Annotated in this window: 28 protein-coding genes; 22 read left to right on the top strand and 6 right to left on the bottom strand. The window is 67.2% G+C overall.

The features are described from left to right. Entirely contained in the window at window positions 1-438 is a 438-nt protein-coding gene (trxA, locus tag QF050_RS16965; RefSeq protein ID WP_308931460.1) for a thioredoxin, read from the top strand. A 47-nt stretch (window positions 439-485) separates the two neighbouring features. Here the strand turns inward: trxA and QF050_RS16960 are convergent, their stop codons facing one another. Next, window positions 486-1643, bottom strand: a complete 1158-nt coding sequence (locus QF050_RS16960) for an aminotransferase class I/II-fold pyridoxal phosphate-dependent enzyme (protein ID WP_308931459.1) — start codon at window positions 1641-1643, stop codon at window positions 486-488. Window positions 1644-1719: 76 nt separating this feature from the next. On the opposite strand from QF050_RS16960, the gene truB reads away from it, so the two are divergent. The 10 genes from truB (at window position 1720) to QF050_RS16910 (ending at window position 11737) form a co-directional block, all read left to right on the top strand. Beyond that, window positions 1720-2643, top strand: a complete 924-nt coding sequence (gene truB / locus QF050_RS16955) for a tRNA pseudouridine(55) synthase TruB (protein WP_308931458.1) — start codon at window positions 1720-1722, stop codon at window positions 2641-2643. A gap of 2 nt (window positions 2644-2645) precedes the next feature. Continuing rightward, a complete protein-coding gene (locus QF050_RS16950; RefSeq protein WP_308931457.1) occupies window positions 2646-2999 on the top strand; it encodes a hypothetical protein in 354 nt (117 codons plus the stop codon). 18 nt (window positions 3000-3017) lie between these two features. Beyond that, on the top strand, window positions 3018-3467 hold the full coding sequence (locus QF050_RS16945; protein WP_308931456.1) for a hypothetical protein: 450 nt from the start codon (window positions 3018-3020) through the stop codon (window positions 3465-3467). Between the two features lie 78 nt (window positions 3468-3545). Beyond that, a complete protein-coding gene (locus QF050_RS16940) occupies window positions 3546-4529 on the top strand; it encodes a bifunctional riboflavin kinase/FAD synthetase (RefSeq protein ID WP_308931455.1) in 984 nt (327 codons plus the stop codon). Between the two features lie 36 nt (window positions 4530-4565). Continuing rightward, a complete protein-coding gene (kynA, locus tag QF050_RS16935) occupies window positions 4566-5420 on the top strand; it encodes a tryptophan 2,3-dioxygenase (RefSeq protein WP_308931454.1) in 855 nt (284 codons plus the stop codon). Further along, entirely contained in the window at window positions 5417-6676 is a 1260-nt protein-coding gene (locus QF050_RS16930) for an aminotransferase class V-fold PLP-dependent enzyme (protein ID WP_308931453.1), read from the top strand. Before kynA ends, QF050_RS16930 begins: the two co-directional genes overlap by 4 nt. A 211-nt stretch (window positions 6677-6887) precedes the next feature. Further along, window positions 6888-7157, top strand: a complete 270-nt coding sequence (gene rpsO / locus QF050_RS16925; protein ID WP_013600532.1) for a 30S ribosomal protein S15 — start codon at window positions 6888-6890, stop codon at window positions 7155-7157. Between the two features lie 244 nt (window positions 7158-7401). Further along, window positions 7402-9660 (top strand): polyribonucleotide nucleotidyltransferase, encoded by a 2259-nt coding sequence (locus QF050_RS16920; RefSeq protein ID WP_308932202.1) that lies wholly within the window; start codon window positions 7402-7404, stop codon window positions 9658-9660. A gap of 109 nt (window positions 9661-9769) precedes the next feature. After that, a complete protein-coding gene (locus QF050_RS16915; protein WP_308931452.1) occupies window positions 9770-11113 on the top strand; it encodes a pitrilysin family protein in 1344 nt (447 codons plus the stop codon). Window positions 11114-11227: 114 nt separating this feature from the next. After that, a complete protein-coding gene (locus tag QF050_RS16910; protein ID WP_308931451.1) occupies window positions 11228-11737 on the top strand; it encodes a DUF1579 family protein in 510 nt (169 codons plus the stop codon). A gap of 8 nt (window positions 11738-11745) precedes the next feature. On the opposite strand, the gene QF050_RS16905 is transcribed toward QF050_RS16910, so the two are convergent. Further along, window positions 11746-12027, bottom strand: coding sequence for a hypothetical protein (locus QF050_RS16905; RefSeq protein WP_308931450.1), 282 nt, complete (start codon window positions 12025-12027; stop codon window positions 11746-11748). Between the two features lie 418 nt (window positions 12028-12445). Between QF050_RS16905 and QF050_RS16900 the strand changes: the two genes are divergently transcribed. Further along, window positions 12446-13303, top strand: coding sequence for a LuxR family transcriptional regulator (locus QF050_RS16900; protein ID WP_308931449.1), 858 nt, complete (start codon window positions 12446-12448; stop codon window positions 13301-13303). Window positions 13304-13384: 81 nt separating this feature from the next. Here QF050_RS16900 and QF050_RS16895 read toward each other — a convergent pair whose 3' ends face one another. The 3 genes from QF050_RS16895 to moaA all read right to left on the bottom strand — a co-directional run bounded on the left by QF050_RS16895 (window position 13385) and on the right by moaA (window position 16872). Further along, window positions 13385-15340, bottom strand: coding sequence for a DUF222 domain-containing protein (locus QF050_RS16895; RefSeq protein ID WP_308931448.1), 1956 nt, complete (start codon window positions 15338-15340; stop codon window positions 13385-13387). 133 nt (window positions 15341-15473) lie between these two features. After that, window positions 15474-15740 (bottom strand): MoaD/ThiS family protein, encoded by a 267-nt coding sequence (locus tag QF050_RS16890; protein ID WP_308931447.1) that lies wholly within the window; start codon window positions 15738-15740, stop codon window positions 15474-15476. 4 nt (window positions 15741-15744) lie between these two features. Beyond that, window positions 15745-16872 (bottom strand): GTP 3',8-cyclase MoaA, encoded by a 1128-nt coding sequence (gene moaA, locus QF050_RS16885; RefSeq protein ID WP_308931446.1) that lies wholly within the window; start codon window positions 16870-16872, stop codon window positions 15745-15747. Between the two features lie 269 nt (window positions 16873-17141). On the opposite strand from moaA, the gene QF050_RS16880 reads away from it, so the two are divergent. The 8 genes from QF050_RS16880 (at window position 17142) to QF050_RS16845 (ending at window position 23896) form a co-directional block, all read left to right on the top strand. Continuing rightward, the gene (locus QF050_RS16880) at window positions 17142-18620 is read left to right on the top strand and encodes a molybdopterin-dependent oxidoreductase (protein ID WP_308932201.1); all 1479 of its coding nucleotides are present in this window, start codon (window positions 17142-17144) and stop codon (window positions 18618-18620) included. Window positions 18621-18643: 23 nt separating this feature from the next. Beyond that, on the top strand, window positions 18644-19909 hold the full coding sequence (gene glp / locus QF050_RS16875; protein ID WP_308931445.1) for a gephyrin-like molybdotransferase Glp: 1266 nt from the start codon (window positions 18644-18646) through the stop codon (window positions 19907-19909). Next, on the top strand, window positions 19897-20388 hold the full coding sequence (moaC, locus tag QF050_RS16870) for a cyclic pyranopterin monophosphate synthase MoaC (RefSeq protein ID WP_308931444.1): 492 nt from the start codon (window positions 19897-19899) through the stop codon (window positions 20386-20388). The genes glp and moaC overlap by 13 nt, the downstream gene beginning before the upstream one ends. After that, window positions 20385-20915: a MogA/MoaB family molybdenum cofactor biosynthesis protein gene (locus QF050_RS16865; RefSeq protein ID WP_308931443.1), complete on the top strand. Its 531-nt coding sequence runs from the start codon at window positions 20385-20387 to the stop codon at window positions 20913-20915. Before moaC ends, QF050_RS16865 begins: the two co-directional genes overlap by 4 nt. Then, window positions 20905-21381 (top strand): molybdenum cofactor biosynthesis protein MoaE, encoded by a 477-nt coding sequence (locus tag QF050_RS16860; protein WP_308931442.1) that lies wholly within the window; start codon window positions 20905-20907, stop codon window positions 21379-21381. Before QF050_RS16865 ends, QF050_RS16860 begins: the two co-directional genes overlap by 11 nt. A gap of 118 nt (window positions 21382-21499) precedes the next feature. Next, window positions 21500-22270, top strand: a complete 771-nt coding sequence (gene dapB / locus QF050_RS16855; RefSeq protein WP_308931441.1) for a 4-hydroxy-tetrahydrodipicolinate reductase — start codon at window positions 21500-21502, stop codon at window positions 22268-22270. 2 nt (window positions 22271-22272) lie between these two features. After that, entirely contained in the window at window positions 22273-22746 is a 474-nt protein-coding gene (locus tag QF050_RS16850) for a hypothetical protein (RefSeq protein WP_308931440.1), read from the top strand. A gap of 202 nt (window positions 22747-22948) precedes the next feature. Beyond that, window positions 22949-23896, top strand: coding sequence for a TM2 domain-containing protein (locus tag QF050_RS16845; protein WP_308931439.1), 948 nt, complete (start codon window positions 22949-22951; stop codon window positions 23894-23896). Here QF050_RS16845 and QF050_RS16840 read toward each other — a convergent pair. Next, a complete protein-coding gene (locus QF050_RS16840) occupies window positions 23877-25127 on the bottom strand; it encodes a heparan-alpha-glucosaminide N-acetyltransferase domain-containing protein (RefSeq protein ID WP_308931438.1) in 1251 nt (416 codons plus the stop codon). The genes QF050_RS16845 and QF050_RS16840 overlap by 20 nt on opposite strands. Before the next feature lie 133 nt (window positions 25128-25260). On the opposite strand from QF050_RS16840, the gene QF050_RS16835 reads away from it, so the two are divergent. Both QF050_RS16835 and dapA read left to right on the top strand, forming a co-directional pair. Further along, window positions 25261-25641, top strand: a complete 381-nt coding sequence (locus tag QF050_RS16835) for a hypothetical protein (RefSeq protein ID WP_308931437.1) — start codon at window positions 25261-25263, stop codon at window positions 25639-25641. 58 nt (window positions 25642-25699) lie between these two features. Beyond that, window positions 25700-26608 (top strand): 4-hydroxy-tetrahydrodipicolinate synthase, encoded by a 909-nt coding sequence (gene dapA / locus QF050_RS16830; RefSeq protein ID WP_308931436.1) that lies wholly within the window; start codon window positions 25700-25702, stop codon window positions 26606-26608. The last annotated feature ends 3 nt before the right edge of the window (window positions 26609-26611 follow it).

Below are 26611 nucleotides of genomic sequence, written 5' to 3'. Positions count from 1 at the left end.
ATGGAACCTGCGCTCATCGCCTGCCCCGCCTGCGGAAAGACCAACCGGGTGCCCGCCCGGGCATCCGGGCATCCGCGCTGCGGCAACTGCAAAGCGGACCTTCCGTGGATCGTGTCCGCGGGCGACGGAGATTTCGCCGCCGTCGCCGAGCAATCGGCCGTTCCGGTGCTGGTGGACTTCTGGGCCGCATGGTGCGGCCCCTGCCGGATGGTCAGCCCGGTCCTGGACAAGCTGGCCCGGGAACGGCCCGGAAAGATCAAACTGGTCAAGGTGGATGTGGACACGTCGCCCGGCTTGTCGCGGCGTTTCGACATCCAGGCCATTCCCACGCTGATGGTGATCGTTGACGGCAAGATCGCGGCGCGCCAGGCCGGAGCGGCGCCGGCGGACGCCCTGCGTTCCTGGCTGGACCGGGCACTCGCCGGCGCCGGCAACTGATCTCCGCCGCCAGGTCCTGCGCCCGCAGCTACCGCAAACGCCCGCAGCTACCGCAAGGCGGAGGGAAGCCGCGACACCCCGTCAACGAGCTCCTGTTTCCGGCCGCACAACGCGATCCGCACCCAGCCTTCACCAATGGAGCCGAAGGCCGTCCCCGGAGCCAGCGCCACCCCGGAGTCCGCCAGGAAACCGTGCACCCAGGCACGCACATCGCCGCCGGTCACGTGGGACATGTCAGCCCACAGGTAGAACGCACCCTGCGCCGGGAGGAACCGGATCCCCTTGGCTGCCAGGACCGCCGAGGCGGCGTCCCGGTTCTCCCGGTAGTGCTGGTGGGCGTGCCGGACGTAGTCCTGCGGCCCGGTCAGGGCTGCGAGCGCCGTGTACTGCGGGGCTGAAGCCACGCAGGAAACGATCGACTCCATGACGTTGTCCATTTTCTGTTTGAGGCCCGGCGGGCAGATGAGTGCGCCAATCCTCAGCCCCGTGAGGCCGTACGTCTTGGACAGTGTCAGGGAGGTGAACACGCGCGCCCCTCCCGGGGCGCCGTCGTCGAACCGTGCCGGGCTCACGTGCGGCACATCGTACGTGAACGCCTCGTAGCACTCGTCGGAGATGACCCAGAGGTCGTGCCGGCGGGCCAGGTCCATCAGGTCCCGCACCAGGTCTTCGCCCAGCACGGCGCCCAGCGGGTTGGAAGGGGAGTTCAGCACCAGCACCCGGGTGCGGCTGGTGATGAGTGCCTCGACGTCGGCCACCCGCGGCTGGAAGTCATGGTCCGGGTGCAGCGGGTACTCCACGGGCACGGCATTGAGCAGCCGGCTGGTCATGGCGAAGGTGGGGTAGCCCGGGTTGGGGATCAGGATTTCGTCGCCGGGGGAGAGCAGCAGGCTCATGGCGAAGTGCAGGCCCTGCTGCGCGCCGGCCACCACATAGACGCGGTCCGCTCCGACGTCCACTCCCTGCTCCTGGCGGAACCTGGCAGCGAACGCCTCACGCAGGGCCGGGATCCCGGCGTTCGGCGTGTAGTTGGTCTCGTCCCTGTCCAAGCAGGCAATGCCGGCGTCCAGGACGTGGCGGGGGAGCGGAAAGCCTGGCTCTCCGATGCTTAGCACCAGGGCGCCCGGGGTGCGCCAGGCGGCCTCGGTGATCTCGCGGATCTGGTTGACGGGCACGTCGCGGACATGGGCGGCAAGCTCGGGCATGCCAGCCATCCTAGCCTCCCGGCCGGCTGCCGCTTGGCGTGCGGCAGCCCCAACCTGCGCCGATATACTGGGAGGCGTGCTTTCTGGACTGGTGATAGTGGACAAGCCGCAGGGATGGACCAGCCATGATGTGGTTGGCCGGATGCGGCGCCTCGCAGGTACCCGGAAAGTGGGGCACGCAGGAACCCTGGATCCCATGGCCACCGGCGTGCTGGTCCTTGGCATCAACAAAGCCACCCGGCTGCTGACCTACATCGTGGGCACCTCCAAGACCTACACGGCCACCATCCGCTTGGGGCAGTCGACCGTAACGGACGACGCCGAGGGCGAGGTCACCGCCACGGCCGGCACGTCCGGCGTGGGTGAGCAGGCAATTTACGAGGGCGTCGCAGCCCTCACCGGCGGGATCGAGCAGGTGCCCAGCAGCGTCAGCGCGATCAAGGTCAACGGCGAACGCGCCTACGCACGGGTGCGCTCCGGCGAGGACGTCAAGCTCGCGGCGCGGCCCGTCACCATCCACCGGTTCGAGGTCCATGCGCTCCGGCGGGATCCGGAGGCGGATGTGATTGACCTCGATGTCACCGTTGAATGCTCCTCCGGCACGTACATCCGGGCCCTCGCCCGGGACCTCGGCAACGCCCTCGGCGTCGGCGGGCACCTCACCGCCCTCCGCAGGACCCAGGTGGGCCCCTACACCCTTGACCAGGCGCGCACCCTCGAAGAACTCGCCGAAGAACTCAACATCCTGGAAATGTCGCAGGCCGCCCGGGCCCTCATGCCCAACCGTGAGCTGAGCCCTGAGGAAACCACAGAGATTTCCTTCGGCCGGCGCATCGCGGCCGGGGCGGCCCCCGGCAGTCCCGGCACCGCCACGGTGGAGCACCCGGCCGCTGCCTTCGCCCCCGACGGCTCCCTGGTGGCTTTGCTCGCCGACGCCGGCAGCTACGCTAAACCGGTGCTGGTCTTTGCGCCCGGTAACGGCACCGCCGCGGAGGCATAAGCGTGGACGCATATTTTTGGATCATCCTGGTCGTCGGCCTGGTGTCCACGGTGGCCTGCCTGGGTGCGGGAATCCTCAAGAAGGCGCCGAACGACGTCACCATTCTTTCCGTTGCCGCCGTTGAAGTGGCCCTCGTGGTCTACCTGGTGGGCTCAATCGTGCGGGTCATCGCCGGCGAACACATCGCGGGCGAAGGCTGGGAATTCTGGGGCTACATGGCCACCGCCATGCTCCTGCCCCCGGCAGCGGTTTACTGGTCCATCCTGGAACGGACCCGATGGAGCAACTTTGTCCTGGCCGCCGTCGGCGTCACCGCATTGGTGATGGCCGCACGAATGAACCAGATCTGGTACTGAAGTGGAAGAAGCATCAAAATGAAAGACCAGCAGGCCAGTCCGGCCGCCAACGCACCCGCCCGCAACACCCGCAACACCGGGCCCGGCAGGTTGCTGATCGCGGTCTACGGGGTTTTCGCCATCTCCGCCACCGCACGCGCCGGCTACCAGATCCTCACCAAATTCTCTGAGGCCCCGCTGGCATACCTGCTCTCGGCCTTCGCTGCCCTGGTGTACGTGGTGGCCACGGTTTCCCTGGCCAAGGCAGGCACCACCTGGTTCAGGGTCTCCGTCGCGGCGGTACTGGTGGAACTGGCCGGTGTCCTGGTGGTGGGGACCTTGAGTGTCCTGGACTCCGTGCAGTTCCCGCATGAGACCGTCTGGTCCCTGTTTGGACGGGGCTACGGCTTCATCCCCCTGCTGCTGCCCATCCTTGGTCTGGTGTGGCTGTACCGCCGCCGCCCGTCGCAGGCCAAAGCGGCGCAGTGAATCCGGGTAACCTTGAAGAGTTCCGCGGCCGGCATGGCTCCGGAACACCGATTTTGCAGGCAGCTTAAGGCGAGGGTGATGGTCTACATCTGGAACGATCCGTCCGATGTCCCGGCGGACTTCGGCCCATCCGTTGTCACTTTCGGCAACTTCGATGGCGTTCACCGCGGCCACCAGCAGGTGCTGTCCCAGCTGATCCGCTCGGCCCGCCTCGCGCACGCCAAGGCTGTGGCCGTCACCTTCGATCCCCACCCGGCGCTGATCCACCGCCCCGAAACCGCGCCGGAGCTGATCATGGGCCTGGAGGACAAGCTGGAGGCCCTGGGCGAGCTCGGCCTTGACGCCGTCCTGGTGGTCAAATACTCACTGGACCTTGCCAGCCTGACCGCCGAGGAGTTCGTGGAGCAGTACCTGGTGGACTGCCTGCACGCCAGCCACGTGGTGATCGGCCACGACGCCCGCTTCGGCCGGGGCAACTCCGGAGACCTGGACACCATGAAGGCGCTGGGCGAAAAGTTCGGCTTCGACGTCCAGGTGATCAGCGAATTCGGCTCCGAGGGCTACCCCCTGCATGACGATGCCGCCACCGACCGGCGCTGCTCGTCCACCTGGGTGCGCGAGGCCTTGCAGGAGGGCGACGTCGCCACCGCCGCCGCCGTGCTGGGCCGGCCCCACCGGATGCGTGGCGAAGTGGTCCACGGTGCCGCCCGTGGCAGGGCGCTCGGCTTTCCCACCGCAAACCTCGCTCCCAATGCCACTGGACTGATCCCGGCCGACGGCATCTACGCAGGCTGGCTGGTTGACCAGGCCGGAACGCGGTGGCCGGCCGCGATCTCGGTGGGCTCCAATCCCACGTTCGACGGCGTCAGCCGGCAAGTCGAGGCGCACGTCATCGACAGGCCCAAGGAAGCCGTGGAGGACTTCGATCTGTACGGCCAGACAGTGATCGTGGAATTCGTCGAACGGCTGCGGGGCATGGTGGCCTATCGTGGCCCTGAGGCACTGGTGGACCAGATGCGGCTTGATGTGGCCCAGGCCCACCAGCTCCTGGGCGGCCGCTGACAGCACTGCCCGGGCCACAACAACGAAAGGCAGTGCGTGTCCGTCCAAAAGAACACCCGCAAGCTCGACGAAGGGATCGTCCGCGACTTCAGCTCGCGGATGAGCTACGCCTCCTACCTGCAGCTGCCCACGCTGCTCAGTGCCCAGAAGCCTGTCAGCGAGCCCGAACACCACGATGAGCTGCTGTTCATCATCCAGCACCAGACCACGGAGCTGTGGCTGAAGCTGGTCCTGCACGAGTTGCGAAGCGCTGCCGCGTGGCTCCGGACAGACGACCTTGGGTCGGCACTGAAGGGCATTGCCCGGGTCAAGCACATCCAGAAGACCCTCACCGAACAATGGTCCGTGCTGGCCACCCTGACACCCACCGAGTATTCGCAGTTCCGCGGCTTCCTGGGCAACTCGTCGGGCTTCCAGTCCGCCCAGTACCGGGCCGTCGAGTTCGTGCTGGGAAACAAGAACCGCAAGATGCTGCCGGTCTTCGAATCCGATCCCGAGGCACACGCCATGCTGGCGGACCTGCTCGCCGCACCCAGCATCTACGACGAATTCCTGGCTTACCTCTCCCGACACGGATTCGACGTGCCCGCCGCGGTCCTGGACCGGGACGTAACCCGGGCCCACGAGTTCACCCCGGGCCTGGTGCCGCTCTTCAAGCACATCTACGAGAACGCCGCGGAGAACTGGGCGGCCTACGAGGCATGCGAGGAACTGGTCGACCTGGAGGACAACTTCCAGCTCTGGCGCTTCAGGCACCTGCGCACCGTCCAGCGGACCATCGGCATGAAGACAGGCACTGGCGGCTCCAGCGGGGTCACCTTCCTGCAGAAGGCGCTGGAGCTGACGTTCTTCCCGGAACTATTCGCTGTCAGGACGGAGATCGGACAATGAGCACCCACCAGGAAAACCCCACCGGCGTTCCCCTGCAAGCGCTCCGCGAGCGGGCCGGGGAGCTGGACCGCCAGGACCCGCTGGCGGGGTACCGGGACCACTTCATCGGAACGGACACCCCGCTGTCCTACCTTGACGGCAACTCCTTGGGCAGGCCCCTGAAGAGGACCGCCGACGACGTCGCCGCCTTCGTCCGGAACGAGTGGGGCGGGCGGCTCATCCGCGGCTGGGACGAACAGTGGCTGACTATGCCGGAGGCCATTGGGGACCAGCTGGGCCGCGCGGTCCTGGGAGCCGCTCCGGGACAAACGATCATCGCCGATTCCACCACCGTGGTGCTCTACAAGCTGCTCCGCGCCGCCCTCGCGGCCGTGCAGGACCCGGACCGCAACGAGCTCGTGCTGGATACCGGGAACTTTCCCACGGACCGCTACCTGGTGGAGGGAATCGCCCTCGAAGAAGGCTTGACCCTCCGCTGGATCGATCCCGACCCGGCCGCCGGCGTGACCCTTGACCAGGTGCGCCAAGCCACCGGGCCGCGCACCGCCGTCGTCCTCCTCAGCCAGATCGCCTACCGCTCAGGACACCTGGCGGACCTGCCGGGGATCACCGCGGCAGTGCACGACGCCGGTGCGCTGGTGGTGTGGGATCTTTGCCATTCCGCCGGGTCGGTGGAGATCGGCCTGGACGCCGCGGGCGTGGACTTCGCCGCCGGCTGCACCTACAAGTACCTCAACGGCGGACCCGGCTCACCCGCCTTCGCGTACGTCAATGCCCGGCACCTGCCGGCGCTCAACCAGCCCATCTGGGGCTGGATGGGCCGCAAGGACGCCTTCGAGATGGCCGCCGGATATGAACCGGCCGCAGGCATCCGCGGCTTCCTTAGCGGCACCCCCGCCATCTTCGGCATGATCGCCATGCAGGGCACCCTCGACCTCATCGAGGAAGCCTCGATGGCCGCGATCCGGGAAAAGTCCGTCGCCCTGACGGCCTTCGCCATCGACGTTTTCGACGCCTGGCTGGCCCCGCTGGGTGCCGAACTTGCCTCGCCCAGGGATCCGGGGGAGCGGGGCGGCCACATCACCGTGGACCATCCGGCCTTCAGTAAAGCCACAGTGGAAGCTCTCTGGGGTGGTGATGTCATCCCGGACTTCCGCTCACCGCATGGCATCCGGGTAGGCCTGTCGCCGCTGAGTACCAGCTTCGCCGAAGTGCTTCAGGGCATGGCGGCGATCCGGGACCGGCTGCAGGGCTGACGCCGGCACCGGACCGGGCGGCGGCTCCGCCCGCACTGTTTCGACAAGGTTAGGCCCGGGCCGGTAAACTGGACGATGGATCCGGCTGCAGTCCGTGGCGGCTGGGTCCTGACGTTGCGGCTTTCCCCGGTTTCCGGAGCAGGACGTGCACGGCAGACCCGGCAGTGAACTTCTGACCTGGGCCCTCACGGCACATTCCCAAGGAGTTATTGTGGCACTTGACGCCGCTGTAAAGCAGTCCATCATCAAGGAATACGCAACCGGCGAAGGCGACACGGGTTCGCCCGAGGTCCAGGTTGCGGTCCTGACCCAGCGGATCAAGGATCTGACTGAGCACATGAAGGAGCACAAGCACGATTACCACACCCAGCGCGGTCTGCTGGCCATGGTTGGTCGTCGCAAGCGCATGCTGAGCTACCTCAAGAAGACTGACATCGCCCGCTACCGTTCGCTCATCGAGCGCCTCGGCCTGCGCCGCTAGTCTGGCTTTGGGGCGGCCCTTTCCCTCCGGAACGGGCCGCTCTCTTCAAATGAAAAACTAAACAGGAGGATCAACCGCATCACGCATTCGCGGTCCTCGGTAGTGATCCCCGGGAACGGCTTCGTTGACTGAAGCCGGCGGCCCGTGGGTCTCGATCGATGACCGGGTGCAAGGGCCAGTAGACAGATGCTGGGCTGGGTTGATGCGGCTGGATCTCCGTGAAACAGAAACGGAGGTGACTCTCTTGGAGGGTCCCGAAATCCAGTTCTCAGAGGCAGTCATTGACAATGGCCGCTTCGGCAAGCGTGTAATCCGCTTCGAAACCGGCCGCCTCGCCAAGCAGGCCGCCGGCGCAGCCATGGTGTACATCGACGATGACACCGCGCTGCTGTCCGCCACCACCGCCGGCAAGCACCCGCGCGAAGGCTTCGACTTCTTCCCGCTCACGGTCGATGTCGAAGAGCGCATGTACGCTGCCGGCCGCATCCCGGGCTCGTTCTTCCGCCGCGAAGGCCGCCCGTCCACCGAAGCCATCCTGGCTTGCCGCCTGATGGACCGCCCGCTGCGCCCCGCCTTCATCAAGGGCCTGCGCAACGAGGTCCAGATCGTGGTGACCGTCCTGGCCATCAACCCCGACGAGCTTTACGACGTCGTGGCCATCAACGCCTCTTCGATGTCCACCCAGCTGTCCGGCCTCCCGTTCTCCGGCCCCATCGGCGGCGTCCGCGTTGCCCTGGTGAACGACGAAAACGGCTCCCAGTGGGTCGCGTTCCCCAAGCACTCCCAGCTGGAGAACTCGGTCTTCAACATGGTGGTCGCCGGCCGCGTTGCCGGTGACGACGTCGCCATCATGATGGTTGAAGCCGAAGCCACCGACAACTCCTGGAACCTCATCAAGGAACAGGGCGCCACCGCCCCCACCGAAGAGGTTGTAGCCGAGGGCCTCGAGGCCGCCAAGCCGTTCATCAAGGCTCTCTGCGATGCGCAGGCCGATCTCGCCGCCCGCGCTGCGAAGCCCACCGTCGAGTTCCCGGTCTTCCTGGACTACGAAGATGACGCGTACGCCGCCGTCGAATCCGCTGCAGCAGACAAGCTTGCAGCCGTCTTCCAGATCGCCGACAAGCAGGAACGCGACAACGCTTCCGACGCACTCAAGGACGAGGTCATCGCTGGCCTGTCCGGCCAGTTCGAAGGCCGCGAAAAGGAACTGTCCGCTGCGTTCCGCTCCGTCACCAAGCACGTGGTCCGCCAGCGCATCCTCAAGGACCAGATCCGCATCGACGGCCGCGGCCTGACGGACATCCGCCAGCTCACCGCCGAGGTCGAGGTCCTGCCCCGCGTTCACGGTTCCGCCATCTTCGAGCGCGGCGAGACCCAGATCATGGGTGTCACCACGCTGAACATGCTCAAGATGGAGCAGCAGATCGATTCGCTGTCGCCGGTGACGCGCAAGCGCTACATGCACAACTACAACTTCCCGCCGTACTCCACAGGCGAGACCGGCCGTGTTGGTTCGCCCAAGCGCCGCGAAATCGGCCACGGTGCCCTTGCAGAGCGCGCCATTGTTCCGGTACTGCCGTCCCGCGAGGAGTTCCCGTACGCCATCCGCCAGGTGTCTGAGGCTCTCAGCTCCAACGGTTCGACGTCGATGGGTTCCGTTTGCGCCTCAACCCTGTCCCTGCTGAACGCCGGTGTGCCGCTGAAGGCGGCAGTTGCCGGTATCGCCATGGGCCTGGTCTCCGACCAGGTGGACGGCCAGACCCGCTACGCAGCCCTCACTGACATCCTCGGTGCCGAAGACGCCTTTGGTGACATGGACTTCAAGGTTGCCGGTACTTCCGAGTTCGTCACGGCGATCCAGCTGGACACCAAGCTCGACGGCATCCCCGCCTCGGTGCTGGCGGCAGCGCTGAAGCAGGCCCGTGAAGCACGCCTGCACATCCTCGAGGTCATCAACTCGGCCATTGACACCCCGGACGAGCTCTCAGAGTTCGCACCGCGCGTCATCGCCGTCAAGATTCCCGTGGACAAGATCGGCGAGGTCATCGGCCCCAAGGGCAAGATGATCAACCAGATCCAGGAAGACACCGGCGCCGACATCTCCATCGAGGACGACGGCACCGTCTACATTGGCGCCACCAACGGTCCGTCTGCAGACGCAGCACGCTCCGCCATCAACGCCATCGCCAACCCGCAGGTCCCGGAAATCGGCGAGCGCTACCTGGGTACGGTCGTCAAGACCACCACCTTCGGTGCCTTCGTATCGCTGACCCCGGGCAAGGACGGCCTCCTGCACATCTCCGAGCTCCGCAAGCTGGCCAACGGCAAGCGCGTTGACAATGTGGAAGATGTCGTCTCCGTGGGCCAGAAGGTCCAGGTGGAAATCACCAAGATCGATGACCGCGGCAAGCTGTCGCTCGCCCCGGTGGTCGCCGAGGAAGAGGCTCCGGCCGACACCGAGCGCGCCCACGCTTCGGAGCCCGCTGAAGGCGCTGACGTCTAACAGCCCTCGCTGGGCACAAGCATGAAGCGGCGGGACCGGTGGATGATCCACCGGTCCCGCCGCTGTTACGATGGCAGCCAGATCCGGCTGCCCGTCCTGAAAGGCTTCAATGACTGTTGTACCCCTGCCGCTTGAGCAGAACCACGCCGGCGACACCCTGGTCCATGGCTCCGACGGCGGGTCCGAGGTCCGCCGTTCCGTGCTGCCGGGGGGAGTGCGGGTACTGACCGAAGCGATGCCGGGCCAGCGGTCGGCCACGATCGGGTTCTGGGTGGGCGTCGGGTCCCGTGACGAGGCGCCCGGCCAGCACGGGTCCACGCACTTCCTTGAGCACCTGCTGTTCAAGGGCACCAGGCGGCGCACCGCCCTGGAGATCGCTTCGGCGTTCGACGAGGTGGGCGGCGAATCGAACGCAGCCACCGCCAAGGAAAGCACCTGCTACTTTGCCCGTGTCCTGGATTCGGACCTGCCCATGGCGATCGACGTCATCGCGGACATGATCACCGGCGCAGTCCTGGACCCGGATGAGATGGAGCAGGAACGCGACGTCATCCTCGAGGAAATCGCCATGGACAGCGATGACCCCACCGATGTTGCGCACGAACACTTTGTTGCCGCTGTGCTGGGCAGCCACCCGCTGGGCCGGCCGATCGGCGGTACCCCCGCGGCGATCAAGGCCGTGGCCCGCGACTCGGTGTGGGACCACTACCGCAGGTACTACAAGCCCGAGGAACTGGTGATCACGGCCGCGGGCGGCCTGGACCACGCGGTTGTCTGCGGACTTGTGGTGGACGCCCTTGAGTCTGCCGGTTGGTCGCTTGAACCGGATGCGGCCCCGGTCAGCCGGCGTCCCACGGACCGCGCCCTGATCACCGGAACGGCAGGCCTGCATGTGGTCAAGCGCGCGGTGGAACAGGCCAACATCATCATGGGGTGCCCCACCATCGTTGCCACGGATGAACGCCGCTACGTGATGAGTGTCCTGAACGCAGTCTTGGGCGGCGGCATGTCCTCCCGGCTGTTCCAGGAGATCCGCGAGAAGCGCGGCCTGGTCTATTCCACTTACTCCTTCGCATCGTCCTACGCCGACGCCGGCTACTTCGGGATGTATGCGGGCTGTACGCCATCGAAGGTCCGGCAGGTGCTGGAACTGCTGGCCGTGGAGCTGGACAAACTCGCAGAGCACGGCATTTCGGAGGACGAACTCCGCAAGGCCGTAGGGCAGCTCGGGGGCGGGATAGTCCTGGCACTGGAGGACACCGGGTCCCGGATGTCCCGGTTGGGCCGTGCCGAACTGGTCTCCGGCGAATACCAGGACATCGACGAAACCCTGCGCCAAATCAAAGCCGTCACCGCAGTGCAGGTCCAGGAATTGGCCGCCGAACTCGCCGCAGCGCCGCGCACCGTCACCGTTGTGGGCCCGTTCGACGAAGACGAGACGTTCGGGCTGTAAGCAGCTGGCTGGGAAGCGGCACTGGCGTCATGGTGCGGCAAGGTCCATCCTGAGTTACAGGATGCCAATGGCAGGTGGCCATGAGCAGCTTGTCGTTGGGCAGGAGGCGGCGCGATGGTGCAGGGTCCGGGACTCCAACGCGGACATGCGGCGTTGTCCGCGCTGTTGGGCCACTGGCGCGGCAGCACGCTTGTGGCTGCCGGTCCCTGGGGCCCGGAGCGCAGCTTGGATGCCGAAGTGACGTACAGCCAAGTGGCCGGGGGCCAGGGGGTGGTCCAGAGCTACCGGCACGTCGAACCCGACGGCAGCCATTTCGAAGGCCACGGCATCTTCACCGTCGACCCCGTCCATAACGACGTGCTCTGGTACTACATCGACAGTTCCGGGGTTCCGCCGGGTACCGCGGCACGCTGTACCTGGCACGATCCCGTCCTCCGTGTTGAACGCCGCGGCGCCGGAGGCTGGACACGCCACTCCATCCGCGTGGACGGCGACGTCCTGACTCACGTCACAGAACTCAAATCCCTGGCCAAAGACGACGCCGGCGACGCGCCGGAAGCAAGAACGGACGGAAGAGGTTCTGCCTACAAGCCGTTCATGCGCTCGGTCTTTCGCCGCGACTGATTGAGCGTTCAGGACGTCGCTTCGATGATGCGGGTCGTTGGTGCTCCGGCAAGAGCCGGGGCGTTGGCGGGGGACTGCCAGACATGTTCCCGCAGGTTGGCCAGCAATTGCTCCGCCTTGTCCAAATCGGCAAAGTCCAACTCAACCACGATGTAGTGGGGGTCGCCGACCGGGCGGCCTATTCTGTGCGCCAGTACCCCGGACGCGATTCTGTCTACCGGGTCGCGGTCAAAGGCCGACCTCCAAGTGCTGAAATCGGTAATGCTGTGTTCGATTTGCAGGGTGTACATTCCTGTCTCTCCTTACTCTCCCCGCCACTCGCGGCTGCGTGTGGTGGCTGGATATGTTGCCAAAGCTAGATGGTCCGGTGGGCAGGCGGTATCCCAGAAATCTGGGTGGGCAACGGTGTGCCGGCTGCGAAGCAGACGGGAGCATACTGGGGACATGACCAGGGGCCGGGCTGAGAGTCGGAGCCAAGAGCGTATTCGGCATCTTGTTGTCGACTCCCGACTGGACCACCAGGCCCTCCGCAGGGCGGTGCTGGCAGAGGTGGCCCGGACGGTGCCCTTTGATGCTTATGTTTGGCCTCTCTGTGATCCCCGTTCTACGGTGGCAATGGCCCCGCAGGCCAGGATTCCCTGCCCGCAGGAGCTGCCGCGGCTCGTCCGCCTCAAGTACCTCTCCAGGCCTGCGCGATGGACGGTGCTGATGGGCGCGCCTTCTCCGGCCGTAACCCTGCTGCAGGCAACAGAAGGGGAGTTGGCCCGCAGCCCGGTGTGGAACGGTGTGATGCAACGCTATGGCGTTCGGGACGTACTTTCCACGGTCTTTTCCGACAAGTACGGGTGCTGGGCTTGGCTCGATCTGTGGCGGACGGGTGACTCCCGCGCATTCAGCGACCAGGAGGCTTCCTATCTGGCTGCGCTTGCAGAAGTAGTAGCTGCAGGCCTGCGGAGGGCCGTGGCCGGGGAGTTCCGGGCGAACGCGGCGCCAGGGACTGCTTCTTTCGGCAACGGCTCCGTCCGTAACGGCGAGCATCCGTTGCCGGCGCAGGCAGTCCTGACGTTGGACGACGACCTGCGCATAGCAGGACAGACTGCGTCGGTCGACGACTGGCTGCGGTTGTTGCAGCCAGGACCGTCCCCGCACCATCACGTTCCTGCTGAGGTGTTGAATGTTGCAGCCCAGCTTCTTGCCAGGGAGGCGGGCGTGGATAGCCACGAAGCGGAGGGCAGGGTGAACATTGGTGCGGGGCGTTGGGCCACCCTGCGGGCCACCCGAATGGCGTCAGGAGCGCCTGATTCGGCAGGTCCGCCGCTGGCGGTGACGATCCAGGGCTGTTCCGCTTCGTCCCGGCTGGATATGTTCGCCCGGGCCTTTGGCCTGACACCCCGGCAAGGTGAGCTGTTGCGTTTGGCTTCAACGGGGGCGGATACGGGAACCATGGCTGAGGCCCAGGGAGTGAGTCAGTACACCGTTCAGGATCAGTTCAAGCACGTCTTCCAGACCTGTGGAGTCCACAGCCGTCCTTCACTCCTGGCCATGGCTCTTGGGAACGGGATTTAGGGCATAGCCCCTCGGGCCCGACGACTTGCAAACGCCTGCTTGAGAAGAAGGGCCAGGATTGTCCACCTCCCTCTAAATCGCCTATGACGGAAGGAGGTCCCAGTCCTTCGCTGCGTCCAGCGGCGCGAGGAACGGTGCAGCGCGGAAGTCGTCCCACAGGGGATCCGTCACCGGGAGCTCATCCGGATCCAGGAGGTGGTTGCCTTGTGGTTCCTCGGGTGGCGGGTCCGGCCATGCGGGCATCCCGGCGATGAGTTGCTGGAACTGCAGTTCCTCCAGCTGCCATTCCGGGTCCGGCAGTGCTGAAGTGTTCGGCGTGGCCGTCACCTCCGGTGAAGTTGTGGGGCTCGGCGGGGCGCCCATCTCAGCACGCTGCGCGTCAACTTTCACCGGCAGGGTTGTTGGTGGCCAGTGGGTTGGTTCGGGGTCTGGGTGTTCGGGTTTGTAGTGGCGGCCGGTGGGTGAGGTCCAGCCGGGTGGCTGGTTGGTTGTTGCGGGGGTTGGTATCCAGGGGCGGGCGTGTTTGAGCCGGTGGTGCTTGGGGCAGAGCTGGCCCAGGTTCCGGACATCCGTTTGGCCGCCGTTTTCCCAGGCGGTGAGGTGGTCGGTGTCGTTGTCCGCGGTGCGGTTGTTGCAGCCGGGGAAGGTGCATTTACAGTCGCGCATCCGGATCCATTTCTTGATGGTCTCCGGCAGCCGGTAACGGGTCCGGCCGATTTCCATGGGCGCCCCGTCCCTCGGGTCGACCAGGACCCGGTAGAACGATTCCGCCCCGTCCGCGACCAGCCTGCGTGCCATTGACGCCGGGATCGGCCCAAACCCGTCCAGCACGGCGGGTTCATCGGTGAGGCCAAGCAGCGAAAACACCGGCACCATGACCAGGACATCCGCCCGAGGAACGGGAACCTTGCCAATGCCCCCAGCGGTCCCGGCACCCTCGGTCCCAGTACCTTCGGTGCTGGCCATACCGGTGGCATGCACCGGATCCGTGTCGCGGCCGGCCCCAGTTGCAGCTGCGCTGGCGTGTTCGGTGCCACCGGTGGAGGTGGTGCCGGACCCGAGGGCCGGGTTGGGGTGGTCGGTGTGGTTGGTGCTCGCAGCAGCCGCAGTGCTGATCCCGGCGCCGAGGAGGAGGGATGCGGCGACGTCGGCGCGGAGCTGGGTGAGGGTCCGCTCTTCCGTGGGGCCTTGGAGGCCGCGGGCGGTGGCGGTGCTGCGGTTCCAGATGGCGCACGCGGTGTCCCCGGGCAGGTGGAGCGAGATCCAGCCCATGCCGTCGCGGTCCGGGGTGTAGTCCATCCGCCGGTCCGCCACCCCCTTGGCGTGGCGTTTCTCCAGGGTTTCGGGGTGGCGGCGTTCCCGCCAGGCGCGGACCTTGGCCCGGAACCGGGAGGGCACGAGTTCACCGGGCGCGGCGCCTCTGGCGGGGTTGGGCGCTTCGGGGTCGAAGAAGTGCGCCACCAACCCGGCAGCACCCGCGGGGGTAAGGCCCTCAGTCTCATCAATAATGACCTTCGCGTGCTGCCAAGACACTGCACCTGCGGCCAGAGAGTCCATCAGCGGCGGCAGCGAACACACCCGCCGTGCCTGCCCCACCAAGGCCCCCGCGGCCCCGGAACTGATGGTCAGGACCCCGGCGATCTCCTCCACCGCCGACATCTCCGCATAAGTGCGCTCGCCCACCGGGGCCTCGGGAGGGGTTATGGCCTGCTGCAACCCGACGCACTCCACGGCGTCCTGTGCCTTCACCGCCGCGAGCTGCGCCTCCAACCGGGCCACAACATCCAAGCGTTCCAGGCACAGCTCATACCGCCGCGCCAACACATCAACACCAGTACCGGCTTCAAAACCAACACCAACACCAGCACCAGCGCCGGGCCCAGCACCAGCCCCAGTACCAGCCCCGGCAGGGTGAAGCGCGGCACCCTCCAGCGCCGCACCCTCAAGGGCAGCATCCTCCCGAACCAGCACATCCAGCGCAGCAACAGAGGCGCGAACACCCTCCATCACCACCGCCAAATCCGTACCAATTCCCATAAAAACATCATCCAACCAGGCACTGACATTTTAGGTAGCCGGGCATCCAGCGCAGCAACAAAGGCACCAAGGGCCGCTGGCTTGGCGGCAACGTAAGGGCTGGCCGCTGCCGGCCGAAAGTGGAGGCCCGGCCCTACCCGCCGGCGAACGGCGGCAGCACGTCAATCACGTCATCGGGGCCGAGAACGGTGGCATGGTCCCGCACGGCCACCTCGTTGAGCAGGAAGCTGCTGCGGGACAGGAGCCGCGGAAGCGGCGGGGTCCCTGCAGGGGGTTCGGCACGGGGCACCGCCAGCACCGCCTCCAGCAGGTCCGCAATGGTGGAGCCTGCGGGCAGGTCAAACTTCTCTTCCTCAAACCCGGACGCAGCGCGTGCGGCAGCGAAGTAACGTACAAGCATTCTGTCAGCCCCCGATGGCGCTCATGCTGCGGTCCGGCTGGACGAAGTCCGGAGCGTCCAGTCCCACGTGGTCCATGCCGTGGGCCTTTGGCTTGAGCCACATGGCATCCTGCCACCGCTGCGCCAGTTCATCGTCAGTCGCGCCCGAACGCAGCAACCCGAGCAAATCGAACTCCTCGCGCGAGAACAGGCAGCTCATGATTTTGCCCTCAGCAGTGATCCGGGTGCGCCTGCAATCCGCGCAGAACGGCTCCGTGACGGAGGCGATGATCCCCACTGTTCCCAGTACCGGACCGTCCGCCTCCAGCGAACCGGCCGCCCGTCGTCGTACGTCAAAGCGCTCGGCCGGGGCACCGTCACGGGACCGTGAATCCGGACTGAGGACAAAATCCCTGGAGAGCAGCTGGCGGATCTCGGCTGCGGTAATCATGTTGCGGCGGGTCCAGCCATGGTCGGCGTCGAGCGGCATCTGCTCGATAAACCGCAGTTCGTACCCCCGCTCCAGGGCCCAGGCCAGCAGCTGCGGCGACTCCAGATCGTTGATGCCGCGCATGAGGACAGCGTTCAGTTTCACCGGGCCCAGGCCTGCGTCCCAGGCGGCGTCCACTCCGGCCAGGACCTGGCCCAGGAACGGCCGCCGGGTCAGTTTGGCGAAGGTTTCCTCGTGCAGGGAATCCAGCGAGACGTTGATGCGGGTCAGCCCGGCTGCCTTGAGCGCCGCCGCCTTCTTGGCGAGGCCTACGCCGTTGGTGGTCATCGAGATCGGCAGGTCCGGATGGTTGGTCCGCAGCGCCGAGATGATCTCAACGAGGTCGTGCCGGACAAGGGGCTCGCCGCCCGTCAGCCGCAGTTCCCGGACACCCAGCTGTTCAACGCCCACGCGGACGATCCGGACGATTTCCGCGGCCGACATGACGGCCTGCTTGGCGAGCCATTCAAGGCCCTCCGCCGGCATGCAGTACGTGCAGCGGAGGTTGCACTTGTCCGTCAGGGACAGCCTCATGTCCGTGGCGCGGCGGCCATACCGGTCCACCAGCCCGGCCGGTGCGTCCGCGGGGCGGGGTGCGGGGACGCCCGGCAGCGCCGATGCTGCTTCCTCCCGCGGCTGCGGCATGCCTAGCTGGACACTCATGAATTCAGGCTACGCCACGTTGAGCCGCGCATCACACCCGTGACGGGCCCAGGCGCAACTAAAGGTCCAGACAAGTCGTCCGGCCCGGTGCCGGCGGGCGGTGGCAAATCTATGCTGGAGGTGTGAAGAGTTCCCGGAACCAGAAGGCCGCGGACGACGACGCCGCGCGCCTTGGGGAGCGGCAGGAACGTCCCGTCCCGCAAGAGGCAGCCCCGCGCGCCAAGGGCAGGTGGGCGGCCGCCGCAGGGGTAGCTGCCGTTGGCGGCGGCGTGGCCGTGGGGGAGTTGCTCGCAGGGTTTCTCAGTCCTTCCCTCTCGCCACTGACGGCTGTTGGCGGTGCCGTCATCGACGCCGTCCCGCCGGGTGTCAAGGACTGGGCGGTCTCCGTCTTCGGTACGGCAGACAAAGCTGCGCTCCTGGCGGGCATGGCGCTGGTCATTGCCATCCTGGCCGCAGTGGCAGGGGTGCTGGAGTTCCGCCGCCGCTTCAGGGGTGCGGCCATGGTGGGCATCTTCGGGGCCGTCGGAGCCGCCGCCATCCTCACACGGGCCCAAATGACCCCTGTAGCCCTGGCGTTGCCGGTTGTTGCTGCGGTGGTGGCGGTGGTCCTCCTGCGCTTCCTCGCCGGCAAGCTGCAGGAGTGGGACGCAGGCGGCCCTGGAACGGCTGCGTCCGGCGGCTCCCGGCGAAGCTTCCTCCAGGCCCTTGCCGGCACCGCGGCGGTGTCTGCCGTGTTCGGCGTGCTGGCCGGCGCCTGGCGCGGGGCGACAAGCGCCGTCAGCGACGCCAGGGCACGCATCGCCTTGCCCGTCCCGGCGTCACCCGCGCCGCCGGTTCCGGCCGCCGCGGACCTCGGCGTGGCGGGAATGACGCCCCTGGTCACGCCAAACCGCGAGTTCTATCGGATCGACACCGCGCTGTCCGTCCCGGCGGTCAACCCGGACAACTGGGTCCTCAAAGTCACCGGCATGGTTGACCGGGAGGTCCAGCTCTCCTACGCGGACCTCCTGGCAAAACCGCTGACCGAACGCCACATCACCATCGCCTGCGTCTCCAACGGCGTGGGCGGCGACCTGATCGGGAACGCCCGCTGGCTGGGCTGGCCGGTCCGCGAATTGCTCGCACAGGCCGGGCCCCACCCCGGAGCGGACATGGTGCTCTCCAGGAGCTCCGACGGTTGGACGGCCGGGACACCCCTGGAGGTCCTCACCGACACCAGGGACGCGCTGCTGGCTGTCGGCATGAACGGAGAGCCGCTGCCGCTGGAGCATGGCTTTCCCGTCCGGATGATCGTCCCGGGCCTCTACGGCTACGTGTCCGCCACCAAATGGGTCACCGAACTGAAGGTCACCACATTTGCGCAGGACGCCGGGTACTGGACCCCGCGGGGCTGGTCCGCGCGCGGGCCCATCAAGACGTCCTCCCGCATCGATGTGCCCCGCAGCGGACACCCGGTCAGCGCAGGGTCCGTGGTCTTCGCGGGCGTCGCCTGGGCCCAGCACACCGGAATCCAAAAGGTGGAACTGAGGTTCAACCGGGGACCCTGGCGGGAAGCCGACCTCGCAACGGGCCTGTCCGCGGACACCTGGTACCAGTGGAAACTGGCCGCGGACCTCACCCCCGGGCAGTATGAGGTCCAGGTCCGCGCCACCGACCTCACGGGCCGACCCCAGGAGGAAACCGAGCGGCCACCGGCGCCGGACGGGGCCACCGGATTCCACACGGTTAGAGTGGACGTGAAATCCTGAAGTCCGCGACCGAAGGCGTACCCATGACCAGCCACCCCCCGCACGGCCACCCTCCGGACATCCACGCCCGGCACGGACGGGAACCCGCACGCTCCGTCGCTGACCATGCCGCCGCCGTCGCAGCACTCCTCCAGGGGCTCCGCACGGCAGGACGCACCGAAATGCTGCCACTCGGCCAAGCACTGGGCCGGGGGCTGGCGGCGGACGTGGCCGCACCGGTCAGCCTTCCTCCGTTCGCCAATTCCCAAATGGACGGTTACGCCGTCCGTTCCAGTGACATTCCGGGCGACGGCGCCGACCTGGGAGTCGTGACCCCGGTACCCGCCGGATCCACCCCGCCGGCGCTCGAGCCGGGTACCGCGGCGCCCATCATGACAGGTGCGGTGATCCCGGCGGGGGCTGACGCCGTCGTCCCCATCGAACGGGCCGTGCCGGACCACTTCCTGGAACCCGGCCAGGGCGGCACCGTGACCCTGCCCGCCACCGGGCCCGGAACGTACGTGCGGTACGCCGGCAGCGACATCGCCGCAGGGGAGCGGGCCTTGGCCGCCGGGACCTGCCTGGGACCGGCGCAACTGGGGCTGCTCGCCGCGCTGGGCATGGCGGAGGTGCCGGTTTACCAGGCCCCCACTGTCCTGCTGGTCACCACCGGGGACGAAGTGGTGGAACCCGGCCGGCCGCTCCCGCCCGGCAAGATCTACGATTCCAACGGGACCCTCCTCGAAGCCGCCATGAAGCAGGCAGGCCTCACCGTCCGGCGGGCCGGTATTTCCACCGACAATCCGGATGAACTGCGGACGCTGCTGCGCGCCCAGGGTCCGGGTGCCGACCTCATCGTCACCACCGGCGGGGTCAGCAAAGGCGCTTACGAAGTGGTGCGGCAGGCCATGGCCGGACAGCCCGTCGATTTCCTGCACGTGGCCATGCAGCCCGGCGGCCCCCAGGGCCTGGGAACGTTCGACGACGTCCCCTTCCTTGGGTTCCCCGGCAATCCGGTCAGCTGCCTGGTGTCCTTCGAGATGTTCCTCCGCCCGGCCCTGTCCGGACTCCTGGGCGCACCGGCGGCCAGGCTGCCGCTGCGGGCACGCCTGGCCCACGCGCTCACGTCCCCCGGGCCCAAGCACCAGGTCCGGCGCGGCAGCCTGCAACCGGGGGGCACCGTCCGGCTGGAGGGCGGCGAGAGCTCCCACCTGATGCATGCGCTCGCGGGCTCGAACGTCCTGGTCCACGTTCCGGCCGGCGTAACGGAGCTCGCCGCCGGCGACGAGGTGGAAGTATGGATGCTGTGAACGCAGAACAGACCCCCGCACTGACGCACCTGCGCCAGGACGGCAGCGCCCAGATGGTGGACGTCTCCGCCAAAGCCGAGACCACCCGGGAAGCCACGGCCACCGCCACGGTCCGGACCACCACCGGGGTGATGGAACTCCTGGGCACCGGCGGACTCCCCAAGGGAGACGCCCTGGCCGTTGCCCGCGTGGCCGGCATCATGGCCGCCAAGAAGACCCCCGACCTCATCCCGCTCTGCCATCCGTTGCCCCTGTCCAAGGTCACGGTTGATTTTGACCTTGGACCTGATGCTGTCACCATCAGTTCCACCGTGAAGACCCGGGGCGTCACCGGAGTGGAAATGGAAGCACTGACGGCCGCATCCGTTGCTGCCCTGAGCGTGTACGACATGATCAAGGCCGTGGACAAGCACGCTGTCCTGACGGACATCAAGGTGCTGGCCAAAAGCGGCGGCAAGAGCGGAGACTGGGCGCTGTGACCACCGCCAACACGCTCGGAGCACCCGAGCCACACCGGCACGGCGACGTGCAGGGACGGAAGGCCGGGGTGGTGATCGCCTCCACCCGCGCCGCCGCCGGGATCTACGACGACGAGGCAGGCCCGGTGATCACCGACTGGCTCACCGAGCACGGCTTCGACGTGTTCCCGGCCATGGTGGTCCCGGACGGCGAGCCCGTCGGTGCCGCCATCAGGGCACTCCTGACCCAGCACCCCGCCGTCGTCATCACCAGCGGCGGGACCGGCCTGAGCCCGGACGACCGGACACCGGACGTCACCCTGCCCCTGCTGGACCGGGAAATCCCGGGCATCATGGAGGCCATCAGGCGGGCCGGCGCGGCCAAGACCCCGCTGGCCGCCCTGAGCAGGGGCCACGCAGGCGCCGCCGGTGAAACCTTTATTGTGAACCTGCCCGGTTCACCGAAGGGTGTCATGGACGGGCTCACCGTCCTGGACCCGGTGATCGGGCATCTCTGCGACCAGCTGGAAGGCGGACATGGGCACTGACGCGGCATTCGAGGTGGTCCGGGCGGTCCTCAGCGCGGACCCCATTTCCGTTGACCAGGCGATTGCCGCGGTGGAAAGCGACACCGCAGGCGCCGTGGTCAGTTTCAGCGGCGTGGTGCGCAACCATGACGCCGGCAAGTCAGTCGAGCGGCTCAGCTACAGTGCGCACCCCACGGCACACCAGGTGATGGCCGACGTCGTTGCCCGCCTGGTTGCCGAACAGGACGCTTCGGCGGACACGGGCGGCGACGCCGTCCGGCAGCCTGTCCGGATCTGGGCGGCGCACCGGATCGGCATGCTGGAAATCGGCGATCCCGCCCTGGTGTGCGCGGTATCCGCGGCACACCGCGGGCAGGCCTTCGCCGTCTGCTCCGAACTCGTGGACCGGATCAAGGAACAGGTTCCTATCTGGAAGGAACAGTTCTTTTCCGACGGCACCGTCGAATGGGTCGGCGCGGACGGCTGATGCCCGCGGCGTCCGTGAGCCAGGGGACTGCGCAGGCGAGCCGAGGCCGCGCTCGGCTGCGAGGTACCGCACAGGACCGGTTCCTGCAGCAACCGGTCCCGCCGGTAGGCTTGATGGCATGACCGAACAACACTCCGCTCCCAAACTGGTAGCCGTCCTGGGCGCCAATGGACGCATGGGCGCCGAGGCCGTAAAGGCCATTGACGCCGCGCCTGACATGAAGCTCATCGCAGCCCTGGGGCGGGGTGACTCGCTGGAGCAGTTGACCTCCTCCGGCGCCCAGTACGTGGTGGACCTCACAGTTCCCGAAAGCACTGAAGAGAACGTCCGCTTCGCCGTCGAGCACGGCATGCACGCTGTAGTGGGAACCACCGGCTGGGACGCCGGCCGCCTGTCCGCGCTCGAATCCCTTCTGGCCGGGCACCCGGACACCGGCGTGCTCATCGCCCCGAACTTTGCCCTGGGGTCCGTGCTGGCCTCAGCTTTCGCGGCGAAGGCCGCCCAGTATTTCGAGTCCGTGGAAATCATCGAGCTGCACCACCCGGACAAGGTGGACGCCCCGTCCGGCACCGCTGTCCGGACCGCGCAGCTCATCGCAGACTCGCGCAACGCGGCGCAGGTGCCGCCCAGCCCGGATGCCACCACCAGCGAACGTGCCGGCGCCCGCGGCTGTGAGGTGGAGGGCGTGCGGGTCCACAGCGTCCGGCTCCGCGGCCTGGTGGCGCATCAGGAGGTCCTGCTGGGTGGTCCCGGCGAGCAGCTGACCATCCGCCACGACTCCTTCGACCGGGCCTCGTTCATGCCCGGAGTCCTCCTGGGTATCCGGAAGGTCGCAGCGCATCCCGGCCTGACCGTTGGTCTGGACGGTTACCTGGACCTGGGGCTCTGACCATGAACGGGCTTGTTGCCGGCTTCCGGAAAAACCGCACCAAGATCTGGGTCGGAGCGGTGACGCTGCTGCTGGTCTTCTACCTGGTGGTGTCCTTCCAGCGGTCCCTCCTGCTTCTGGCGGACAGCAACCTGACGGCGAAGGCCATCGGTGCCGCCTACCTGGTGCTGCCCGTCGTGGGTGCATGGGCGCTGATCCGCGAGCTCATGTTCGGTGCCCGCACCGAGCAGATGGCCAAGGTCCTGGAAGCCGAAGGCGGCCTGCCGGTGGATGAACTGCCTCGCACGCCCGGCGGCAGGATCGTCCGGGCAGCGGCAGATGCCGAGTTCGAAAAATACCGTGCCGAAGCCGAGTCCGCTCCCGAGGACTGGCGTTCCTGGTTCCGGTTGAGCTGCGCTTACGACGCCGCCGGGGACCGCAAGCGGGCCAGGGCCTCCATGCGCGACGCCGTAAGGCTCTTCACCGCGGCGTCCTAGCGTCGGCTGTTCCAGCGGCCGGCGCACGCCGCTGATTTCCTGCGATGGGCATTTCTGCCCATCGCAGTTCCATGCCGCCCGCGGTATGTTCATTTGGCAATAATTTCCGGCTTGGGGGGCGGAGATGGGGTTGGCGGGTTCTCCGCCACGGTCGTCCCTTGAACCCCGCTTGCCCGCACCCATCCCGCACGAAGGACGATCAATGAGCCAGCCGCAGTACCCCCAACCGCCCCACAGTGGACCGTCAGCGCCCCCGGTCCCGCCGGCGCCGTCCCCGTTTGGAGGACCGTACCCAACAGGCCCTCAGGGCGACTACCAACCGGGTGCCTACCCCCATGTCCCGTACTCCGACGGCCCGCCCAAGTCCTTCGTGACCACCTGGATCCTGTCCCTGCTCCTGGGCACCTTCGGCGCGGACCGCTTCTACCTTGGCAAGATCGGTTCCGGGGTGGCCAAGTTGCTGACAGCCGGCGGCCTGGGTATCTGGGCCATCGTGGACCTGGTCATGACATTGACCGGGAACACCAGGGACATCCATGGCCGTCCGCTGGCGGGCTACCCGGAGAACAGGAAGAAGGCCTGGATCATCACCGTCGTCGTCTGGCTTGTCGGCGTCATTACGGGGATCGTGCTGACCATCGCCTCCATCGCGATGGTTGCTGCTGCAGTTGACGGCTTCAACGTCCCGGCCCAGGCGCCACTCCCGTCAGCCTCCCAGGCCGCGCCGGCGCCGTCATCAGGCACGTCCACGGGAACGTCCCCTGGCGCGAACTCCCTCGTGGTCACCATGTCCGAGGGCAACACCGTCAGGGTGGGTGTGCTGGATTCCATCTACACCGCCGAGATTCCCGGCATGTCCTACCTGGAGCCGAAGAACGGCGGCTTCCTTGCGGTACAGGTTTCCTGGGAGACGGTGACTGGTACCAGCTTTGCCACCCCATCGAACTTCAGCGTCTATGACGCGGACGGCAAGGAGGGGGAGCTGGTCTACCTGGACCAGGAAGTGGGGGGCCTGCAGACCGAAGAAGTCGGCGCCGGCGATTCACGCCAGGGGGTCATCGCCTTCGACGTCAAGAAGGGCCCGGTCAAGGTGGTGGTCAACGATGACTATGGTGACCAGGCGTCCAGCTTCACCGTGACCCCCCAGTAGCAGGCCACGGGAGCACGCCGCGGCCCAGCTGGGCCGCGGCGTGGCCCAGCCATTCCAGCGGACCGCGCCAAGCCAGCCGCGCAAACACGACGCCAACGGCGATGGCAGCTGCGGCGTGGGCGAAGTACATTCCGTCCTCCGTCCAGCCTGCCGGCAGGGGCTTCAGGTAGAAGTTCGAGAGCACCCAGACGTGGACCGTATACAGGGTCAGCGTCATCGCTCCCGCTCCGCGCAGCGGCAGCAGCAGGTCCAGGTCCACCCATTCGGCGAGCCGCTCCAACAGGAGGCATGCGCCGATAACTGCTGCTGCCACAGCCGAGGTGTGCAGCAGGTCAAGGGGGGTTCCCGAGTGGGGCGCCGCCGACGCCAGCCACCAGCACGAGCCCTCCTGGGGGAGGCCCGCAAGGTTTACCTGCAACACGCTGCCCAGCGGGTACCCGGGGGAGTTGAGCACTTTCTCCAGGGCAGCCAGGCCGCCCCAGTCCGCCATCGCAGCAACCCCGATGGTCTTGGCGGCGACGGCCGCCACCGTTCCACCCACCAGCAGCAGGGCAGGAACCACTGCTTTGGTAAGGACCAGGCGGCCGATGGCCAGCCCCACCAGCAGGTAGGACAGCCACTGCACCACCGGGTAGTAGCCGGTCAGGAAGACGTCGCCCAGCAGCCGGGCCGGCGTGCCCAGATCCTCCCACCGCGGGTTGTGGCCCAGCCTCAGCGGCGGCTCCGCGGCAAGGAGCCAAGGGCGGAGCAGGTATGCCAGCACCGGGGACGCCAGGATCCACGCCGCCGCCCAGGCGCACAGGCGCTTAACACCGAGGCCCAGGAACGGCAGCACGCACACGAACAGCACTGCGTAATGGACCAGGATGACGGCCACGTTCACTTCCAGGCCACCCAGGGTAAGTCCGACGGCGGCAATCACCAAGGCGCGCAGCGCCACGCCACGCCGGGCCTTGGCGAGTTCGGGGCCGGCAAAAGGCTGGTGCTTCCCGGTGGACAGGGCAAGTCCCACACCCGCCAGCACCGCGAAGAGGGCGGCGGCCCGTCCGGAAAACGTGAGGCCGATCCAGGTAGGGGTGAGGTTGGCGTTCGATTCAAAAGTTGGCAGCAGGTGCGTGGCCATCATGCCCAGCAGCGCGAGGCCGCGGGCAGCATCGATGCCGCGGAGACGGCCCGGTTGGGCCCGCCCGGGGGTCTTTCGGGACCGGGTGGCCGGGGTGCGGGACGTCATGACCCGATCGTCTCACATGCCCGCGCAGGCATGCCGTCAGACCAGGGCGCACGGTGCCCGCCAACCGTTGGCCGTGCCGGCCTGACTGAAGCACACCCTTGTATTCGAATATATGTTCGAATAATATGGCGGAATGGACACGCCATCATCCGGAGCCCCCGCCGGGCGGGAAAGCCTGCAGCCCGAAAGTACCCAGTCAACGAACCTGCCCCTGAAGGCAATGAGCCCGGGTGTGGTGGACTACCTGTTCCGCCAGTTGGTGTCCGGGCGGCCGGCAGAAGACGTCCAGTGGGAGCGCGAGGGCATCACCCTCGCTGCCCAGCCTGAGGGAGCCGAACTCGCGCGGCGGCTGTCGGAAACCGATATCGACGCCCTGACGCCCACGGAGCTGTTCCATTACGTGCGGGCGGCGCAGCGGCTCGCCGCCTGGGCGGAGGACTTGCGGCAGGCCGCCGTCGGCCGCTATTGCCACGCCGGAACCGGCGCACCGCGGCCCGGCCGCCAAGCTATTTGACGCTCGTCACGCCCGTGGCATTGTCCTAACCAGCCGGGGACAGGGTAACGTTTTTTCCATGGCTGACTCTTCCGCGCACATCCCTGCCCTCGGTACACTCCTGACCGCCATGGTCACGCCGTTCACCAAGGACGGCGCAGTGGATTACGACCAGGCGGCAGCGCTGGCCAGCAAGCTGGTCGACGACGGCTGTGACGGGCTTGTAGTCACCGGCACCACCGGTGAAACCTCCACGCTGACGGACGAAGAGAACCTCGGGATGTTCCGCGCTGTCAAGGACGCCGTCGGCGGCCGGGCGGCCATCATCGCAGGCACCGGCACCAACGACACCGCGCACTCGGTCCACCTCTCCCAGCAGGCAGCTGCCCTCGGCGTCGACGGCCTCCTGCTGGTGACGCCCTACTACAACAAGCCCAGCCAGGCCGGGGTCCGCGCACACTTCGAGACCATCGCCTCCGCCGTCGACGTACCCGTCATGCTGTACGACATCCCCGGCCGGTCCTCCATCCCCATCGAACCGGACACCATGATCCGGCTGGCGCAGCACCCCAACATCGTCGCCGTCAAGGATGCCAAGGCGGACTTCACGGCCGCCACACGCGTCATGGCGGAGACTGACCTCCTCTTCTACTCGGGCGACGACGGACTGACCCTTCCCTGGATGGCGTTGGGCGCCGTCGGCCTGGTTGGCGTCACCACCCACGTAGCCACCCGCCGCTTCCGCGAACTCATCGACGCCATCAATGCCAATGACCTGGGCACCGCCCGCAAAATCAACTTCGAGCTGCAGCCCGTGGTCCGCGCAACCATGACCCGTGTCCAAGGCGCCGTCGCGGCCAAACAGATTCTTAAATGGCAGGGAGTCCTGCCCAACTCGATTGTCCGTTTGCCCCTCGTGGAGCCGGACGAAACCGAGATCGAAACCATCCGCGGGGATTTGGCGGAAGCGGGGCTGGTCTTCTCCTGAGGC

The organism is Arthrobacter sp. SLBN-112 (assembly GCF_030944625.1).
Classification (GTDB): domain Bacteria; phylum Actinomycetota; class Actinomycetes; order Actinomycetales; family Micrococcaceae; genus Arthrobacter.
The sequence above is the reverse complement of the archived record's forward strand: the minus strand, read 5'-3'. Positions and strand labels throughout refer to the sequence as shown.

Bases quoted from the DNA above. Each gene is read 5' to 3' on its own strand.
- QF050_RS16905 (WP_308931450.1), bottom strand. From the start codon at position 12,027: ATGTACACCCTGCAAATCGAACACAGCATTACCGATTTCAGCACTTGG.
- dapA (WP_308931436.1), top strand. From the start codon at position 25,700: ATGGCTGACTCTTCCGCGCACATCCCTGCCCTCGGTACACTCCTGACC.
- moaA (WP_308931446.1), bottom strand. From the start codon at position 16,872: ATGAGTGTCCAGCTAGGCATGCCGCAGCCGCGGGAGGAAGCAGCATCG.
- QF050_RS16890 (WP_308931447.1), bottom strand. From the start codon at position 15,740: ATGCTTGTACGTTACTTCGCTGCCGCACGCGCTGCGTCCGGGTTTGAG.
- QF050_RS16900 (WP_308931449.1), top strand. From the start codon at position 12,446: ATGGGCGCGCCTTCTCCGGCCGTAACCCTGCTGCAGGCAACAGAAGGG.
- QF050_RS16895 (WP_308931448.1), bottom strand. From the start codon at position 15,340: ATGGGAATTGGTACGGATTTGGCGGTGGTGATGGAGGGTGTTCGCGCC.
- QF050_RS16960 (WP_308931459.1), bottom strand. From the start codon at position 1,643: ATGCCCGAGCTTGCCGCCCATGTCCGCGACGTGCCCGTCAACCAGATC.
- QF050_RS16930 (WP_308931453.1), top strand. From the start codon at position 5,417: ATGAGCACCCACCAGGAAAACCCCACCGGCGTTCCCCTGCAAGCGCTC.
- QF050_RS16940 (WP_308931455.1), top strand. From the start codon at position 3,546: ATGGTCTACATCTGGAACGATCCGTCCGATGTCCCGGCGGACTTCGGC.
- glp (WP_308931445.1), top strand. From the start codon at position 18,644: ATGACCAGCCACCCCCCGCACGGCCACCCTCCGGACATCCACGCCCGG.
- trxA (WP_308931460.1), top strand. From the start codon at position 1: ATGGAACCTGCGCTCATCGCCTGCCCCGCCTGCGGAAAGACCAACCGG.
- moaC (WP_308931444.1), top strand. From the start codon at position 19,897: ATGGATGCTGTGAACGCAGAACAGACCCCCGCACTGACGCACCTGCGC.
- QF050_RS16945 (WP_308931456.1), top strand. From the start codon at position 3,018: ATGAAAGACCAGCAGGCCAGTCCGGCCGCCAACGCACCCGCCCGCAAC.
- dapB (WP_308931441.1), top strand. From the start codon at position 21,500: ATGACCGAACAACACTCCGCTCCCAAACTGGTAGCCGTCCTGGGCGCC.
- QF050_RS16835 (WP_308931437.1), top strand. From the start codon at position 25,261: ATGGACACGCCATCATCCGGAGCCCCCGCCGGGCGGGAAAGCCTGCAG.
- QF050_RS16910 (WP_308931451.1), top strand. From the start codon at position 11,228: ATGGTGCAGGGTCCGGGACTCCAACGCGGACATGCGGCGTTGTCCGCG.
- QF050_RS16850 (WP_308931440.1), top strand. From the start codon at position 22,273: ATGAACGGGCTTGTTGCCGGCTTCCGGAAAAACCGCACCAAGATCTGG.
- QF050_RS16860 (WP_308931442.1), top strand. From the start codon at position 20,905: ATGGGCACTGACGCGGCATTCGAGGTGGTCCGGGCGGTCCTCAGCGCG.
- QF050_RS16845 (WP_308931439.1), top strand. From the start codon at position 22,949: ATGAGCCAGCCGCAGTACCCCCAACCGCCCCACAGTGGACCGTCAGCG.
- QF050_RS16915 (WP_308931452.1), top strand. From the start codon at position 9,770: ATGACTGTTGTACCCCTGCCGCTTGAGCAGAACCACGCCGGCGACACC.
- QF050_RS16840 (WP_308931438.1), bottom strand. From the start codon at position 25,127: ATGACGTCCCGCACCCCGGCCACCCGGTCCCGAAAGACCCCCGGGCGG.